The 16,742-nt window shown below is 46.6% G+C and carries 15 protein-coding genes; 8 read left to right on the forward strand and 7 right to left on the reverse strand.

Going from position 1 to position 16,742, the window contains the following annotated elements; genetic code table 11:
* Positions 1-43 precede the first annotated feature (43 nt).
* On the reverse strand, positions 44-1,138 hold the full coding sequence (locus tag FSB75_RS07390) for a CapA family protein (protein WP_146784954.1): 1,095 nt from the start codon (positions 1,136-1,138) through the stop codon (positions 44-46).
* Between the two features lie 84 nt (positions 1,139-1,222).
* On the opposite strand from FSB75_RS07390, the gene FSB75_RS07395 reads away from it, so the two are divergent.
* The 8 genes from FSB75_RS07395 (at position 1,223) to FSB75_RS07430 (ending at position 8,634) form a co-directional block, all read left to right on the forward strand.
* Positions 1,223-2,572 (forward strand): M20/M25/M40 family metallo-hydrolase, encoded by a 1,350-nt coding sequence (locus tag FSB75_RS07395; protein ID WP_146784957.1) that lies wholly within the window; start codon positions 1,223-1,225, stop codon positions 2,570-2,572.
* 138 nt (positions 2,573-2,710) lie between these two features.
* Positions 2,711-3,163, forward strand: coding sequence for a GNAT family N-acetyltransferase (locus tag FSB75_RS07400; RefSeq protein WP_146784960.1), 453 nt, complete (start codon positions 2,711-2,713; stop codon positions 3,161-3,163).
* A 115-nt stretch (positions 3,164-3,278) separates the two neighbouring features.
* Positions 3,279-4,238 (forward strand): hypothetical protein, encoded by a 960-nt coding sequence (locus FSB75_RS07405; RefSeq protein WP_146784963.1) that lies wholly within the window; start codon positions 3,279-3,281, stop codon positions 4,236-4,238.
* Between the two features lie 12 nt (positions 4,239-4,250).
* The gene (locus tag FSB75_RS07410; protein WP_146784966.1) at positions 4,251-4,580 is read left to right on the forward strand and encodes a T9SS type A sorting domain-containing protein; all 330 of its coding nucleotides are present in this window, start codon (positions 4,251-4,253) and stop codon (positions 4,578-4,580) included.
* Between the two features lie 389 nt (positions 4,581-4,969).
* Positions 4,970-5,623, forward strand: coding sequence for a hypothetical protein (locus FSB75_RS07415; protein WP_146784969.1), 654 nt, complete (start codon positions 4,970-4,972; stop codon positions 5,621-5,623).
* Between the two features lie 265 nt (positions 5,624-5,888).
* A complete protein-coding gene (locus tag FSB75_RS07420) occupies positions 5,889-6,719 on the forward strand; it encodes a DUF2911 domain-containing protein (protein WP_172623089.1) in 831 nt (276 codons plus the stop codon).
* 263 nt (positions 6,720-6,982) lie between these two features.
* Positions 6,983-7,729 (forward strand): ferritin-like domain-containing protein, encoded by a 747-nt coding sequence (locus FSB75_RS07425; RefSeq protein WP_146784972.1) that lies wholly within the window; start codon positions 6,983-6,985, stop codon positions 7,727-7,729.
* Between the two features lie 14 nt (positions 7,730-7,743).
* The gene (locus FSB75_RS07430; RefSeq protein ID WP_146784975.1) at positions 7,744-8,634 is read left to right on the forward strand and encodes a ferritin-like domain-containing protein; all 891 of its coding nucleotides are present in this window, start codon (positions 7,744-7,746) and stop codon (positions 8,632-8,634) included.
* Positions 8,635-8,715: 81 nt separating this feature from the next.
* Here the strand turns inward: FSB75_RS07430 and FSB75_RS07435 are convergent, their stop codons facing one another.
* From FSB75_RS07435 to FSB75_RS07450, 6 genes are all read right to left on the reverse strand, one after another.
* A complete protein-coding gene (locus FSB75_RS07435) occupies positions 8,716-10,452 on the reverse strand; it encodes a sodium:solute symporter (protein ID WP_146784978.1) in 1,737 nt (578 codons plus the stop codon).
* Entirely contained in the window at positions 10,449-10,571 is a 123-nt protein-coding gene (locus FSB75_RS22210) for a hypothetical protein (RefSeq protein WP_262711956.1), read from the reverse strand. The genes FSB75_RS07435 and FSB75_RS22210 overlap by 4 nt, the downstream gene beginning before the upstream one ends.
* 76 nt (positions 10,572-10,647) lie before the next feature.
* Positions 10,648-11,034: a GxxExxY protein gene (locus FSB75_RS07440; protein ID WP_146784981.1), complete on the reverse strand. Its 387-nt coding sequence runs from the start codon at positions 11,032-11,034 to the stop codon at positions 10,648-10,650.
* Positions 11,035-11,176: 142 nt separating this feature from the next.
* Positions 11,177-11,338 (reverse strand): hypothetical protein, encoded by a 162-nt coding sequence (locus FSB75_RS21785; protein ID WP_172623090.1) that lies wholly within the window; start codon positions 11,336-11,338, stop codon positions 11,177-11,179.
* Positions 11,338-13,833 (reverse strand): PIG-L family deacetylase, encoded by a 2,496-nt coding sequence (locus tag FSB75_RS07445; protein WP_146784984.1) that lies wholly within the window; start codon positions 13,831-13,833, stop codon positions 11,338-11,340. The genes FSB75_RS21785 and FSB75_RS07445 overlap by 1 nt, the downstream gene beginning before the upstream one ends.
* 342 nt (positions 13,834-14,175) lie before the next feature.
* On the reverse strand, positions 14,176-16,683 hold the full coding sequence (locus FSB75_RS07450; RefSeq protein ID WP_146784987.1) for a M14 family metallopeptidase: 2,508 nt from the start codon (positions 16,681-16,683) through the stop codon (positions 14,176-14,178).
* Positions 16,684-16,742 lie beyond the last annotated feature (59 nt).

Raw genomic sequence — 16,742 nt, forward strand, 5'->3', positions numbered from 1 at the left:
CCGTTGACCGCAACGTAGCCAAAGCAATTGGCTTTTAGAGCAATCAGCGTTTTATTGGCCGCAATAAACCGCGATGTTTTTCATGCGCTGTTGCGTGGACCTGCCTCTTCTTTCTTATTGCGCCATCGTCCTCAATCACCAAACGGCTTTCCGGAAAATCTTCTTTTGTTAACTGCCGCATTTTGTCAATCACCGCGCCGCTTTCGTCCAATACCGGCCCGCCCTCTCCTACTTGCTTTGCGGCAATGATTTCACCGCGCAAAAACTTGCCGTCTTTGTCAACAAATACTTTGATGATGGGCGCAAGGCCGGCTTCGCCTTTTAAATTAAAGCGACCATAAGTGGCAAAGTTGCCAAGACTGTATGCAATAAAACGACCCTTGTACAAATCTACCGCTCTTGCTACATGCGGACCGTGACCAAATACCACGTCAGCACCTGCGTCAATTACCATGCGGGCAAAGCCGTAAACATCGCCCCTGTCTTCGCCTACAAATATTTCGTGCTCTCGCGGTACGTGTCGTTTTGTTCGCCCTTCGGCACCGCCGTGAAAAGAAACGATCACGATGTCGCAAAGACTGTCCAGATAAGAAACAATCTTTTGCGCCGCTTTGAGGTTGTTGATGCTTTGCGTTCCGTAGTTCGGCGCAAAACACACAAGGCCATATTTGATGCCGCCTTTCTCCAAAATAACAAATGGTTTTTTGATGGTTCCCGAAGAAGCTATGCCTGCGTCTTGCAAAATCTGCATCGTTCGTTCCCTTGCTTCCGGACCAAAATCACCGCTGTGATTGTTGGCAACGCTCATCAAATCGAAACCTGCTTTTTTTAAATATTGTGCGTAACGTTCCGGCGATTTAAACGCAAAGCACAGTGCCGAATCCCGGCATTGCTTCGGCGTGCCCGTGCTGTCAAACAGCGTTCCTTCGTGGTTGCCGAACGTAACATCCGCATTGCGCAAAATTTTTTCAACGGGTTTCAATAAATACTTGCCGTCATCAGGCGGCAAATACCCGCTTGGATACCAGGTACCCAACATTACGTCGCCCACACTGATAACGGTAATTGTATCTTTTTTTGTTTGCGAAAAAGAAAGCAACGCTACAGAAAGAAAGAAGCCGGAAAACAACGTTCTCATGGAAAGAATAAACAGGTCATCAATAAAAATAGAATAAAAGATTCAATGCAGCGGAGTGCTTATTTTAGTCGAAATTTTTCCTTCATGCAAAAGCTTTTGCTGTGCGCCTTGTGCTGTGGCCTTTTTCTTTCATCGAAGGCGCAAACCATCGTTCAACGCGATCCTGAAATTGAAGCCATGGTGAAAGAAGTTTCGCCGGACAGCCTGCGTTCTTATATTACCAAAATGGTTTCGTTTGGCACACGCAGCACGCTGAGTTCAACCAAGGATAAGGCCAGAGGAATCGGTGCTGCACGAACTTGGGTATTGAGCAAGTTTCAGGAATTCGCAAAAGCATCCAACGGACGCTTGACTGCGTTTGTTGATACCGTCACTTACAAGCCTGATGGCCGGCGCGTTGATCGTTCTATCAATTTGGGCAACGTCGTTGCAACTTTGAAAGGAGCGGATCCGGCCGACAACCGCATTTTTCTTATCAGCGGTCATTTAGACAACATGCGCACAAACGTAATGGACAGCGTGGGCGACGCACCCGGGGCTAACGACGACGGCAGCGGAAGTGCGGCGGTTATCGAATGCGCAAGAATCATGAGCAAGCATCGCTTTCCGGCCACGGTGATTTTTGTTACGGTGAGTGGTGAAGAACAGGGTTTACTCGGCGCAACCTACATGGCTAACAAAGCAAAAAGAGAAAATTGGAACATTGAAGCCGTGTTGAACAACGACATCATGGGCAGCAACAACAGCAGCGAAACGGCCATCATTGACAATACAAAAGTGCGGGTGTTCAGCGAAGCTTTTTCGGTGCAGGACACGGGACGCAGAGCCTTATTAATTCGTCAACTTGGTTTGGAAAACGACGGCAAAGCAAGACAGTTGGCTCGCTACGTAAAAGAAATTGGCGAACGTTATGTTGACAATCTGCAGGTGGTGATGATTTACCGCAACGACCGCTTTTTGCGTGGTGGTGATCATACACCCTACGTTGAAAACGGATACGCTGCTGTACGCATCACGGAGATGGACGAAAACTATTATCACCAGCATCAAAACGTGCGCATGGAGAACGGCATTCAATACGGCGACTTGCCGGAGTTCATGGACTTTGAATACCTGCGAAAGAATACGGCGATGAATCTTTCCAATCTTGCCAACCTTGCCAAATCAGCGGGCATGCCTGATTCGGTGAAAATTGAAACAAGGCGATTGACCAATTACAGTTCTCTGTCCTGGCTTGCACCGAAAACCGGGAAACCTAAAGGCTATTTTGTGTTGATGCGGGAAACAACAAGTGCCGTGTGGCAAAAGAAAATATTTACCACGCAAACCGAAATGATGCTTCCTTATTCAAAGGACAATTATTTTTTTGCGGTGCAATCGGTAAGTGATAGCGGCAACGAAAGTTTGCCCGTTGTTCCAAGTGTGGCAAGGTGATGACTATAAAGTTGATTTGTTGATTGGGTTAACGTGGAAACCAATCACGGGTCATTCGATCTTACCATAGGCTCAAGCAGCAAAACCACCCAACCAACCAGTCAACTAATAAACCAGTCAACTGGTCAACCAACCAACATGCAAATCCATTGGATACTTAAAAAATTTGAAGAACTAACGCCGCATCAACTTTACGCGGCGCTTCAACTTCGCAACGAAGTTTTTGTTGTTGAACAAAACTGCGTGTTTCAGGACGCGGATGATAAGGACCAGGCGTCTTATCACTTGCTCGGCTGTATCAACGACAAGTTGATTGCTTACACACGCCTCGTTCCGCCGGGAGTTATTTATGATGAACCTTCCATCGGCCGCGTCGTTACTTCGCCTTCCGTACGCGGCAGCGGTGCTGGAAAAATGTTGATGCAGGAATCGATCAACAAAGTGTATGATTTGTTTGGTGGGAAGCCGATAAAAATTGGTGCCCAGTTGTACTTGAAAAAATTTTATGAAGGCTTTGGCTTTTCGCAAATCAGCGAAGCTTACCTCGAAGACGGCATCCCGCACATCTACATGCGAAGAAATCCGGCGTAACTATACGAAGCAGAATTACCCGACTTTCAAAATTTCTCCGGAGAGGCTTGTTATTTAGCCAACCAGCCTATACATTCGTGTCCGAAATCTAATTCCTATAAGCAAACCATCTCCTATGAGAATATTTGTACAGAGGGTACGTACATTAGCACTCATTTGCGGTTTTTCCTTCACCGCTTTTTTCTCCAACGCACAGTCTATTTCCACACCGAACGGCAAATTTGAAATTGGCCTTGGTCTTGGCCCCATGTTTTTTTTGGGCGACCTCGGTGGAAACATCGGCCAGGGAACTTTATTTGTAAAAGACCTCAACTTCGCCACCACAAAATTCCAAAAGGGATTGTTCGTGAACTACTATCCGCAAGAGTGGATCGGCTTTCGCCTTGCGGGCAATTTAGGCAAGCTTGAAGGTGCTGACTCGCTTATCACCGATCACGGCGGCGACGAAACTTACCGTCTTAACCGCAACCTTCATTTCCGCACAAACATCAGCGAAGCTTATGCCGCGGTTGAATTTTATCCTACCGTTTTCTTTGAACAATACGAAGGATTGCAAGGCAAGATTCGTCCCTACGGTGTTTTAGGCATCGGCTTGTTTCACTTCAATCCGCAAACAAAATATTATTCGCCCAACGGCACGTCGCGTTGGGTTGATTTGCAACCCTTGCACATTGAAGGGCAGGGTATGGCCGAATATCCCGACCGTCCCAATTACAAGCTTACGCAAATGGAAATTCCCCTCGGCGGCGGTGTAAAATGGTACGTGAAAGAAAACATGTACCTGGGCTTTGAGGTGTTGCACCGCAAAACCTTCACCGACTACGTTGACGATTTGAGCAAAGATTACATTGACCCGAATCTTTACGACAAATACCTGACACCGGAAAATGCAGTCGTGGCCAAGCAAGTGCAGAACCGTCAGTTGAACCATGTGTTGGGCGCCAATCCAACACAGGTTGGTGAGCAACGCGGCAACCCCAAACGCAACGACAGCTATTTTTCGACCATTATTCGTTTTGGCTGGCGCTTGTTCGACAACAGCACGGCCGATCACATGGGCTGTCCCAAATGGTAAAACCGAAACCCAATGATAATCCTGTCCCTTGCAGTTTTACTAACGGCCGCGAAGCCATTGCCGCAACGCGATGCAATTGTGCCGGCACCCCTTTACCAAACAAAAAAAGCGGTAAAAGTTTATCAAACGCCACAACAGCCGGGCAGCCTCACGGTGCAATCGGCAATGGAAGACGTCCTATCGTTTTACCTCTTTGATTTGGACGGCAACCTGATTTATCAAAGCCGCCTCAAACAACACGAGCAACAAACCATCGAAGGGCTTCAACCCGGAACCTATACGTACCATGCCTTTGACGCCGACGAAAAATTAAAAGGCGGCAAGGTGGATTTAAAAAACTAAAACCAATAAGCGCAGAGGGCCACTTAATAAAATTCAATTCCTGGTTGAAAGCAACCCGTCTGACACAAGACACAATCCGTTCCCTATACTAAGTACCCTACAGAAATTTTATTAACGTCTTCTGCTCCCTTATTGGAATTCACACAAGCTCTTTTTCTTTCCATAACAGTTACCAAAACCCGCGTCTGCGGGTTTTTTGTTTTGCACGATATCGAAGGAGCAGCTTTTATGTACCCGGCTGCATTGCTGCTATTGAGCGCCTGTTGCGTCGCACGCTTGTACGCTCAGTAACGCTCTTCGGCAATCAAAACAGCCATCTTTCAAGGTAAAAGGCAACATCGCTTAAATTTCAAAAGGCGACGCGACAATTCGAAAAGGCGACATGGCGGGTGTTGAAAACCAGCGGGTTAAATTTTAGAAAAAGAGAAGTAGGTTCGTATATTTATTGTTGGTGGCAATTTTTAAAAAAAACCGTGTATACAGTTGGACAATATCAAATAGACATTTATCGCGACGAAACTTTTACCAAAGGTTCGGCTGACAATCTACACACATATCACATTGAACATTTCGACGAAAGCGAGTATATATTTCCGACGATGTTTGGTATTAAAGTTTTTAAGGACGACAAATTAGTGAAAAGTGCAATTATTGGTTCCATCGGTGGTGGAACAGGTATTCATAAGAACTCTGTTATTTATGAAGACACAAGAGTTTTAATTTGTTGCTCTGACAGCATATTTTGTTTATCCATTCCAGACTTGTCTTTGCTCTGGCGGACACAGGCTGACCAATCATGTTGCTTTGAGATTTTCAAATACCAAAACGATTATATTGTTCATGGTGAGCTTGAAATTTCAAAACTTGACAAACACGGAAACATTCTTTGGCAGCAAAGTGGTGCAGATATTTTTACTACTGCAAGCGGTGAACACGATTTTGAGCTCACCGAGGATTTTATTATTGCGACTGACTTTGAGAACAAACTTTACAAGTTTGGCTACGATGGTAAAAACTTTACTGACATGAAGCAGTTTTCATAGTGTTTGCTGACCAAAACTGCCACCAACAGTGTGTTTATAAAATTGTGGCGGGAGGTTAAGCATTCAACTATAAATCGATATTTTGCTTTTGTGGTTAATTGAAGCGGACGTTTTTCAAATACCACAACTTCATAAACACTTAATCGTTGGCTGAATAAACTTCCCGAACGTACAAGTGTGCGACGCAACAGACGATCAATAGCGTAATGCAGCTTGGTACATAATCAAAATTGCCTTCCTTTATCTTTGTTCAAAACCTCAAGCTATGTTGCAAAAATTGATTGCTTGCGCTTGCATTGTTGCATTCGCAACTACCGCACAAGCCCAGTTAAAAACACCGGCGCCATCGCCCACGCAAACCGTCAAACAGGACTTTGGCGTTTCATCCGTTGAACTTATTTACTCACGTCCGGGAATCAAAGGCCGCAAAATCTTCGGTGACCTTGTGCCTTACGGACAAGTGTGGCGCACCGGCGCAAACGCAGCCACGCGGCTAAAGTTCAACGACGACGTGATGATTGGCGGCCAGCCACTCAAAGCCGGCGAATATGCGCTGTACACCATCCCCGGCGAAAGCGAATGGAAAATCATCATCAACAAAGGCTCGGCAAACTGGGGCACCGATTACAAACAAGAGGACGACATTCTTCGCGTGAAAGTAAAGCCAATGAAGATGGAGGCACCGGTGGAAAGCTTTACCATGCAATTTGCCAATATTAAACCCACAAGCATGGAGCTGCACATCATGTGGGACAAAACCGCCGTAGCCGTTCCCATCACTACCGACGTTGATAAAAAAGTAATGGCGCAGATTGATCAATTGATGAACAAAGACAGCCGACCCTATTTTGGTGCGGCCATGTATTACATGGAAACAGGCAAGGATTTAAATCAGGCCCTCGCTTGGTTTGACAAAGCCATTGAGCAAACGCCAAACGCTTACTGGGTGTATCATCAAAAAGCAAATGCGCTGGCCAAACTTGGTAAAAAAGAAGAAGCCAAACAAACCGCTACCAAGTCAATGCAACTGGCAAAAGAGCAAAAGAACGAAGACTACGTAAAGCTGAACGAAAAGCTGCTCGCTTCGCTTAAATAACCAATCGCTGCAATTCTTTTTAAAGAGGACGAAGCAACGTCCTCTTTTTTTATGGCATTGTATCTATTGTTCTACACAAGCAGAAAGCCTCGCTTCTTTTGTATCAAGACGACGAGGCCAATTCTTCTACCGGTTAAACAAAAAAATATTTTTGCTTGCTAAATCCAATGGCACAACCTTTTTCGTAAATCAGCATGACCGGCACATTCGCATCATTCATCCCACCAAAGACTTTTTGAATTTCTCACCCTTAAATACGAAGTATGGAAATGACGAAACCTACAGCAAAGGAAGACACCACTCTTCTTGATGAACTGGCGCAAAAAGAATTTAACCGAAGAAAGTTTCTTCGCTTTTCAAGTCTCATTGGCGTCTCTGCTGTTGCCCTGAGCGGCGCCGGCCTTTCGGGTTGCTACCGCGATAACATGCTCACAGGCGGCGGGGATAATAACAGCGTTAACCTTGGCAGCGGCGACATTGGCGTACTCAATTATGCTTATGCATTGGAGCAATTGGAAGCTGCGTTTTACACGCAAGTGATTGCCACGCCGTTCTCCGGCATCAGCGCACTGGAAAGCGAATACCTTAAAGACATTCGTGACCATGAAATTGCACACCGCGAATTTTTTAAAGCCGCTTTGGGAAGTAACGCCATTCCGGGTTTGCAGGTTGATTTTTCATCCATCAACTTCAGTAGCCGCGACAGCGTGCTGGGAACGGCAAAGGCTTTTGAAGACCTTGGCGTAGCCGCTTACAACGGTGCAGGACGATTGTTAACGAGCACCGATTATTTAACGCTTGCAGGAAAAATTGTTTCGGTGGAAGCAAGACACGCCGCGTTGATTCGTGATTTAATCAGCAACGGAAGCTTTGCCGATCTTGCCTCGCTTTCGTCAATGGGTGCGAACAACGCAAACGGTTTGGATGCAGCCATGAATCCGCCGGATGTTTTAGCCATTGCATCTGCGTATGTAAAAACGCAAATTGACGCCAGCAATCTTCCAAAATAATAAACCCAGAAACCATGAACCTGAAAAATATACTGAACGAAATAGAAACCGTTGATCCCGAAGTTTACGAACGATTGGACACACGCCGCGACACGATGCGACGCTTTTCATTTATCGGAAAAGCCCTGGCGCTTGCAGCCGTTCCTTCGGCACTTGGCTCAATGTTTAAAAAAGCCTACGGCCAAACAGCCAGCGACGTAACAGACGTGTTGTTGTTTGCCTATCTCCTTGAAAACTTAGAAGCCGAGTTTTACAAAAAAGTGGTGAGCAGCTTTACCGCCATTGGCGTACTGGCGGGTGCACCGCAGGCAGCGTTAACGGTTATTCGCGACCACGAAGTGGCACACGTGGCTTTCCTGAAAACAGTCTTGAATTCGATGGGAACAACGCCGCCAACGTACAGCGCCTCTTCCTTTGATTTTAGCGGCGCGAAAGGCGCGGGCAACGGTCCGTTTGCAGCGGCGTTCAGCAATTACGGTGTGATGCTGGCCGTAGCGCAAACCTTTGAAGACACCGGCGTAAGAGCCTACAAAGGTCAGGCGCCACGTCTCATTAACAACAAAACCGTATTGACAGCAGCCCTGCAAATTCATTCGGTAGAGGCAAGACATGCATCACACATTCGGCAAATGCGGCGCAATCTTACATCGGGAAATTTGGTGCCCTCTGGTGTGACCTTGCAACCCTGGATTACGCTGGCGCAAAGCGGCATCGACACGGGTAACGCATCGGCCAATGCCGCCATTCAAATGAGTTATGCGGGCGAAGATGCAACGACGCAGGCAAACGTAAACATCGTCAATATTGGTGGGCAAACCATTGCGGCAAGCGAAGCCTCAGAAGCTTTTGACGAGCCGTTGACGAAGGCACAGATAACGGCGATTGTAAATCCGTTTATCGTTTAAAACAAATAGCAGATCAAACAGCGTAACAAGTCCGTAGCATACAAAAACAATTCGTACAACAAAGAAGGTGATGCAAAAGCATCACTTTTCTTTTTTGGGTGCTTGAGAAAATGTTTGAAGAAGAACGGCAACTAGCATTACACCGATCGCACCGATTGCGTTCAGCCATAAAAAACTAATGGTAGGGAGCCAGCTTAAGGCAGGAATATTTTGTTTGAAGAAAAGCAACACAACAAATGTTTCAATGAAAAGCGCCGCTACAAAAACAGCCGTACCGCTAACTCTTTTTAGATAAAAGGCAACGAGAAAAATACCGAGAATGACGCCGTAAAAAAGAGAACCTAAAACGTTCACCGTTTCGATAAGGCTTTGACCCAGGTTGTGTGCAAACTCGGCCACCAGCACGCTAAAAACTCCCCAGGCAAGCGTGTACCATTTGGCCGTGCGGTAAGCCGTTTCGCCGCGGCCGTTCCGTTTAAAGCGTTCGTGAAAATCAACCACTGTACTTGCCGCCAATGAATTCAACGCCGCCGCAATGGAACTCCACGACGCTAAAAAAATAATGGAAAGAAGCAAGCCCCTTAATCCGGCCGGAAGCACGTTTTTAATGAACGTAAGAAAGACGTAATCGGCGCCGTTGTCTTTTTTATTTACAGATGTTTTTGCAAGATTGGCAAAGGCCGTGCGACAACTGTCCTGGCTGTGGCTCAATTGCCGAAGATTCTCTTCGAGTTTTGCTTTGGTTTCGTTGTTTTGTTCGTGTCTTGCCGCGACGTATGCCGCATTGATCTTTTGTTTTTCCTGCGAAAGAACTTCGAATCGCCGCTGAAGATTTTGAAGGGAATCTTTAGAAGATGATGACTGCACTTCTTTCAGCAAACCTTCGTTGAATGTTATGGGCGAGGAGTTAAATTGATAATAGGCAAACAACAAAACACCGAGCAGCAAAATGCCGAACTGCATCGGAATTTTTACCAGACCGTTCATGAGCAAACCAAGTTTGCTTTCACGGTTATTTTGTGCGGTGAGATAACGGCCAACCTGTGAATGATCTGTACCGAAATAAGAAAGCGATAGAAAGAAACCGCCAATCAATCCGCTGAACAAGTTGTATTTGTCGTTCCAGTCAAAGCTTCCTTTTTCAAAGCCCGTGGTGATGATGTTGGTGCGACCCGCCTTGCCGCTGATGTTCAACGCATCACCAACGGTTACGCTTTGGGGTAAAGAGTGAATAACAACATAAGCGGCGGCGGCCATCGCCGAAAAAATGAGCAGGAGTTGAATTTTTTGCGTGTGCGCCACAGCCTTTGCGCCGCCGCTTACCGTGTAGATGATTAGCGCACCGCCGCTCAAAAGGTTGACCCAAAAAACATCCCAGCCAAAGAGCGAAGAAACGATAATGGAAGGCATGTAAATGCTGATGCCCGTCGACAATCCGCGTTGCAGCAAAAACAAAAACGACGTCAGCGTTCTTGTTTTATTATCGAAGCGCTTTTCCAAAAATTCATAAGCCGTGTAAACCTTCAAACGGTTAAACAAGGGAACGAAGGTGATGCAGATGACCACCATTGCAAGCGGTAATCCAAAGTAATATTGAAGAAAACGCATGCCGTCGGAAAAGGCTTGTCCCGGCCCCGACATAAAAGTGATGGCACTGGCCTGTGTGCCCATGATGCTGAGCAGCACGACGTACCAGGGCAGGTTGCGGTTGGAAAGAAAATAGCCTTCGAGGTTGCGGCTTGTGCGGCTTTTGTACAAGCCGTAGAGCACAATGCCCACGAGCACCACAACGATCACCAACCAATCGAATGCGTTCATGCAAATTTTTTGGTGAAGAAGTAAAAGAAAAGGATCAGCGCGACCAAAAACAAAATCACCAGCACGTACCAGCGTGTCCAGGTTTTAAAAAGCGGCGGTTTGTCGGGGTTTGTTTCCATGAAAGAAAATTAAAGCTTGCTCTTTTTATTGCAAGCGGGTTTCATGCAAAGTCGCCAGGAAGCCAAGGCGCAAAGGTTAATCGTCTTCCAGGCCATTAACAATTCTTCTGATGCCGTTTTTAATTAGCGGTACATTGAAGTTGATAAGCAAGCCCAATTTGTAACCCGTTAGATTAAGATAAGTTCTTACCTGCTTGAACTCCAGGGCGCCGCATATTTCGATTGACTTTAGCTCTATCAAGACCTTGTTCTCTACCAGCAAGTCTGCACGAAAGGCCGTTGGTATATAAAGTTCATCATGAATGAGCGCAATAGCAAACTGCCTTCGCACGTTAGTGAAAACTTTTTTTAATTCGTATTCCATTAATTCTTCGTAAACTGATTCAAAGAGCCCGGGCCCAAAAAGATTGTGAATCTTGAACGCGACGTCAACAATAACTTTTGCTATTTCATTTTCCGTCATAAGCAGGCATTTTAGTAGTGACAAAATGAATTGCGCTTTTGCCTTAACTTTTGCTTTGCGCTTTTGCTTCCTGGCAACTTTGCATGAAACCCTCGTCACACAAAAGAAGATTGCACAACACCTGTAATTCCTGCGTGAAATATCACCGCCTTCTCAACAAACCCGAGCCCAATAAGCCAAGCAGCAGTCCTATCACCAACCCCAGCGTGACCTTCTTCAAAAAAATTCCGATAACGTAGCCCAGTACAATCACAAATGCAAACGCAATAAAACCGCGGTTGCTGTCCGGTTTTTTTTCCGCCATTACATGCCTTTTATTTTGTTTAACGCAATAATATTTGCCAGCAAACGATAAGCACCGGGCACACCGGCGGGAAGTTCCCGAAAGAACACCAAACCCGTGTACGTGAAAAATCCTTTACCGTATTTGGTGACAATCAAACTGCCGTCGTTTGGCGCTTCGCCCGGATCGTTCATGCGCAGGATGGCCTCGTAATTACCGTCCCAGTTGTCCGCATGATAAATGCTTCGTTCCTGTATCCAGCCGGCGAAATCATCCTGCGTAATCTTGTTTGGAAAATTCAACACCGGATGTCCGGGTTTTAAAAACGTTACCGCGGCATTTTCATCGGTAATGCGCCTGTTAGAAACAGTGAAATTATAGGGTCCAATCTTTGGTGAACGAATGTTGTTGTTTTGCGAATACTGCACAATGTAGTTGCCGCCGTCCTGTACGTACTTCATTAATCTGGTGTAGTACTTGCCCATAAAGTCGTTTGCGTTAAAGGCCCGCACGCCGGCAATGATGGCATCGAATTGCCTGAGATTGTTTCGCTCCAGTTCTTTTTCACCAAGCAGCGTTACATCGTAGCCCATTTGTTCAAGCGCTTCGGGCACTTTGTCGCCGGCACCAACGATGTAGCCAATCTTTTTCCCCTCCGTTTTTACATCCAGCACCACGTATTTGTTCACCGCGTCGGTGAAGTAATTGATGTATGGAATGTGTTCGTACCGAATGGTGTGCAACGTCTTTGCCGTTATTGCCTGCGGCTTTTCAAAATAAGAAATCGTAGAAAGAAACGATGTTGACTGCTTGCCCGTTCTTGTGTAAAAATCTGCGGCGCCGTTATAGGTTTTGCGTTCGCCTTTTGGCAAGTTTCGTTCGCGCAGCACAATGCCGTTGTTATCGTAAATCACGACGCTGTCCAAATTCTTTTGCGCTGTATACGTAAATTCTTGTTCGGCTGCTTGCTTGGGCTTGAGGACGTTCACCGATCCCGATGTTTCAAGTGTAAAAGGCGGAAGAATTATCAGCGGCTCGTAGAGTTCTCCCCGCACCTGGTCGTTGAATTTATACCGGACCGGAAGCGCTGAAAACGTAACCGGCACGTCGTCAAAAAACAGCGTTACATCCACGGTGGCCGCGGGCTGCACATCGGGTTGTCCAATCAATTGCTGCGAAGCCACATTGTAATAACCGGCACTCATCTTCTCCTGCAACCAATACGGTTGCGTGATGGGCGCATCGTTCGCGATTTTTATTTTTTGCGCAAAAACAAAATTCCGGTTTTTGGCAAGCACCGTGTCAAAGGCTTTTGTTATTTCACCGGGCTTTGTGCCGCCGCTTATTTTTTGCAGGCGCATTGGCTGGCCAAGACGGTTGTTGAGCGCAACGCTGATTTGCAGCGAATCGCCTTGCGCCGCCGAAGGAACATTGGAGAAAGCTTCTATCCACAAGCCGCTTGCGGCAACAATCAAATCTTTTATTTCTTTTTGCTTTTGCAGGCCCCAAACACTGTTGGCAAAGGACGAAGCCTGCAGAAGTTTATAAAGCTTCAGCAACTGCGGAACTGCCTTCTGCGGTGCAGAAAAATCGAAGCCTGCGGTTAAGTCATTAACGGCCGATTGAATTGCCTGAAGTTCGGTGCCGCTTGCTACTTTCGACCAATCTGTTTTCACCCCTTCGTGTAAATCATTCGCCGGCGCATCACCGTCAAGCGTCCTGAAAAATTCAATCGCTTCCCCCCTGCTCCGCGCCACGCCAAAGCCCTGGCTTTTGTGCTGGCTGCGGCTTTCGGCGGCAATCTCGCCGTAGCTTTTTCCAAGCACAGGATTAAACCCGCCCACGTCAATTTTAAATTGATCAGGACTTGTAGTATTTGCGCTTCCGAAGTTGAACGTATTCCAAAGCAGACGCTTGGCCTGCCATGGTTTTACCCATTGCAATTGCTCGGGAAAACGTTTGGGATCAGCAGCCGCACGAAAGGCTTCAACGGCAATAATAGCCGAAGCGGTATGTTGGCCATGACCGCCTTCGCCGGTTGTTGGAAACCGCGTGATGATAACGTCCGGTTCAAATTTGCGAATCACCCAAACGGCATCGCTTAAAATTTTTTCGCGGTCCCATTTCGTAAAGGTTTCCTCCGGCGATTTGCTGTAGCCAAAATCATAAGCCCGCGAAAAGAATTGTTCGGCACCATCAATGCGGCGGGCGGCCAGCAATTCCTGTGTGCGAATCAAACCCAGTTCAATGCCCTGCTCGTCGCCAATGAGGTTTTGTCCGCCGTCGCCGCGGGTTAACGAAAGATAGCCGGTGCGGTACAATTTGTCCTTTGAAAAATACGTGAGCAGCCTTGTGTTTTCGTCGTCGGGATGCGCGGCGAAGTACAACACGCTGCCCAGTACGTTGAGCTTTTTGATGCCCAAATAAATATCACCGGACGTAGGGAAAGAAGGCGTTTGCGCTTGCCCAAAAAAAGAAATGATGAAAGCAAATGGGGCTAAAAAAATCTTTTTCATCGGCACAAAAATGAAAAGCTATACGTGAAGAATTTTCTAATGTTTATCAACGTTGTCAATTAACTATAAGCGGCGATTGAATGAATGCAATCAAACGAAGCATTGGTTTTTGTTCAACAAAACGAAGGCCTTCTGCAAGAACAAAGTTTATAACCTTAATAGCAAGTATTGTCAACGAACCAACCTTATTCCGCAGGTTCGAATAAGGGAATAAGGTTGGTTCCGTTTTAAATCCTGTTTGCTACCAAGGTAATAAGGTTTTATTCTGACGTTTTTAATCCGGCATTCATCTACAATCATCCAACACACCGGCGTAAGCCAATCAGCTAATCAACGAATCAACTACTGTCCCACCAAAAAAACCGCGTTGGCAAACAACAACTTTCCGTTCTCCCAAAAACTCCGAAACAACACATCATCTGCAAAGTAGGTTACCGTGCCGCGACCCACATTCTGCACACCAAATTGAAGACTGTTGTGCAAACGTTCCGAAAGACTTGAACCCACAAAACCCGACACGGCTTTGTCTTTTTTTATCACACCCACGTTCCAGCCGTCGTCTTTCAAAAATTCGTATTGACTGTTGTCCATCTTCAACGTGTAATAAGAAGATGGATAACCAAAGGCCAACGGATGTGTGTTGTCCAATTGCACTTTGTAAATAGAGCCCGGCGTGAAATCTTTCAGCGATTCGCGTTCGCGATCATCATAACGCCGTAAGGTAGCAAGTGGGTCTTTGTCTTTGGTGTTTGTGTCCTCTCCCTTTTTTGCTTTGATGGCCCAATCAAGTTTTGATAAATTACTCAGCGCACCTTCCAGTGCAATCAGGTGTCCGCCGCCGTTAATCCAGGCCTTTAACGCATCGGCAGAAGTCTTGTCGCTCAAAAAACGATAATTGCCGTCGGGCATGATGATGACATCGTAATCGTTCCAGTTCATGCGGCCAACGTCAGTTGTGTTAAACAGCGTCAGCGGATAATTCAACTGCTGTTCAAAGTAATGCCATACTTCGCCTGCGGCAAGAGAACTGACACCCTCGCCGGTGATCATGGCTATCTTTCTTCGCTTAATCGGCACCACGCTCGATGAACCAAAGTCCAATCCTTTTTCAACAAAGCCCGAAGTCACCGTTGCCAGTCGTACACCGGCATCGTTTGCCAGGCTGCGGGTAAGCGAAAACAGATTTTGCGTTGCGTTATTTCCGGTTCGCATGACAATAACGGAACCGCGGTTGAACGTTTGTCCACCCGACGCAAACGGTGTGGTGATGAAACGCAGCTTCACACCTTTTTGCAAAAGTCGGCCGGTAAGTTTTGCTGCGTTCAAACCCGTCCACGGAATCACGTAAGCATAAGGATCACCGTTTTCTATATTGACCGCTTTGTTGATGCGGTATTCTTCTAAACCCGTTACCGGCATCTCTGTGGCATAAGCTTGCAAACCATAAGCATAAGGCAAAGACCAGGCGGTGATGTCGTAGGTGGCAGAATCAGACAACTTGGTTGATTGTTCGAACAACACTTTTACAAGGGCACCTTTGGGTTGACCAGAAGGAACAATTAAATCAGCCGGAGAAAGTATGAAGGCTTCGTCTTTCAATGAAGTGTAACTCAAGCCGCGCAAGTTATTTCCCCGGCCGGAGAAATAGTGAATGTTGTTTTTCTTCAGCAGGTCAACAAGCGCCATCATACGAGCCGTATCCCCGGCATTCATCTTCACCACATAGGCCTTTACATCTCCCACGCCATTGTTCACCTCACGGTAATATTTTTCAAACTCAGCGATTAGCCTCGGTGCATTTTTCGACGCGACTTCGATTGTGCTCAAGCCCGTAGTGTAATGATGCATCGCACGGTCAACAAGGGTCAGCGTGTCGCCGTTTTCGGTAACCACGCCAAGACCCGCGCCAATGCCGCCCTGCTCATACGTCATGCCGATAGAACCGTTGTAAATAGGATAAGTATCGCCATACGAAGGATACAACAAATCAAATTGCTCTTTCGTAAAATAAAGCCAGCCTTTCTCGTCAAAATATTTTGCGTGGTTGCGGCCGATGATGGCTTGAAATTCGCGTTGAAACGGTGTGATGACTTCGTGAAACGGTTCTGCAGCCGGCGCAAAATAATAAGGATTGTTGTAGCCTTGTTCGTGAAAGTCCACGTGCACTTGCGGCAACCACTGATTGTACAGAGCGAGGCGTTGCTGCGTTTCAATTTGCGTTTGCCAGGCCCAGTCGCGGTTCAGGTCAAAGTTGTAATGATTGCTTCGCCCGCCGGGCCAGGGTTCGCGGTGTTCGCGGCTTTCGGGTGACGGATTATAAGTCTTCCCAACAACCGAATTGTACCAGTTCACATAACGGTCGCGGCCATCGGGGTTCAGGCACGGATCCATAATGACCACCGTGTTTTGCAGCCAGGTTTTCGTTTGCGTGTTCGACGGATCAACCAGTGCATAAAGCGTAAGCATAGAGGCTTCGGAAGAAGCGGCTTCGTTGCCGTGCACGTTGTAGCTTAACCAAACAACGGCAACATTTTCTCCCGAATTATTTTTTGCGCCGCCGGTTGTTCGTTCAATATTTTTTGAGCGGATGCTTTCAAGATTGCTGATGTTTTGCGCCGATGAAACATATACTACGAGCAGCGGACGGCCTTCGTTGGTAATTCCGTATTGTTGCAGCTTCACCGTTGAAGACGATGCGGCAGTAACGGCTTTAAAATATTCCACAATACGGTAATGCGGCGTGTAATGCGTTCCTATTTTGTAACCTAAAAACTGTTCTGGCGAAGGAATTTGTGTTGTTGCAAAAAGTGAGGTCGTTAACAACAACACAAGAGCGCAGCATTGCTTCATGCAAAAAGATTATCGGCAATATTAATGCGGAAACGGCAATCCTTTGCAAAACAAAACCC

The organism is Flavisolibacter ginsenosidimutans (assembly GCF_007970805.1).
Lineage (GTDB): Bacteria > Bacteroidota > Bacteroidia > Chitinophagales > Chitinophagaceae > Flavisolibacter > Flavisolibacter ginsenosidimutans.

Excerpts from the sequence above, each read along its gene's own strand:
- FSB75_RS07450 (WP_146784987.1), bottom strand. The coding sequence starts at position 16,683 with ATGAAGCAATGCTGCGCTCTTGTGTTGTTGTTAACGACCTCACTTTTT.
- FSB75_RS22210 (WP_262711956.1), bottom strand. The coding sequence starts at position 10,571 with ATGGAAACAAACCCCGACAAACCGCCGCTTTTTAAAACCTGGACACGC.
- FSB75_RS07410 (WP_146784966.1), top strand. The coding sequence starts at position 4,251 with ATGATAATCCTGTCCCTTGCAGTTTTACTAACGGCCGCGAAGCCATTG.
- FSB75_RS07430 (WP_146784975.1), top strand. The coding sequence starts at position 7,744 with ATGAACCTGAAAAATATACTGAACGAAATAGAAACCGTTGATCCCGAA.
- FSB75_RS07435 (WP_146784978.1), bottom strand. The coding sequence starts at position 10,452 with ATGAACGCATTCGATTGGTTGGTGATCGTTGTGGTGCTCGTGGGCATT.
- FSB75_RS07420 (WP_172623089.1), top strand. The coding sequence starts at position 5,889 with ATGTTGCAAAAATTGATTGCTTGCGCTTGCATTGTTGCATTCGCAACT.
- FSB75_RS07440 (WP_146784981.1), bottom strand. The coding sequence starts at position 11,034 with ATGACGGAAAATGAAATAGCAAAAGTTATTGTTGACGTCGCGTTCAAG.
- FSB75_RS07405 (WP_146784963.1), top strand. The coding sequence starts at position 3,279 with ATGAGAATATTTGTACAGAGGGTACGTACATTAGCACTCATTTGCGGT.
- FSB75_RS21785 (WP_172623090.1), bottom strand. The coding sequence starts at position 11,338 with ATGGCGGAAAAAAAACCGGACAGCAACCGCGGTTTTATTGCGTTTGCA.
- FSB75_RS07400 (WP_146784960.1), top strand. The coding sequence starts at position 2,711 with ATGCAAATCCATTGGATACTTAAAAAATTTGAAGAACTAACGCCGCAT.
- FSB75_RS07445 (WP_146784984.1), bottom strand. The coding sequence starts at position 13,833 with ATGAAAAAGATTTTTTTAGCCCCATTTGCTTTCATCATTTCTTTTTTT.
- FSB75_RS07390 (WP_146784954.1), bottom strand. The coding sequence starts at position 1,138 with ATGAGAACGTTGTTTTCCGGCTTCTTTCTTTCTGTAGCGTTGCTTTCT.
- FSB75_RS07425 (WP_146784972.1), top strand. The coding sequence starts at position 6,983 with ATGGAAATGACGAAACCTACAGCAAAGGAAGACACCACTCTTCTTGAT.
- FSB75_RS07395 (WP_146784957.1), top strand. The coding sequence starts at position 1,223 with ATGCAAAAGCTTTTGCTGTGCGCCTTGTGCTGTGGCCTTTTTCTTTCA.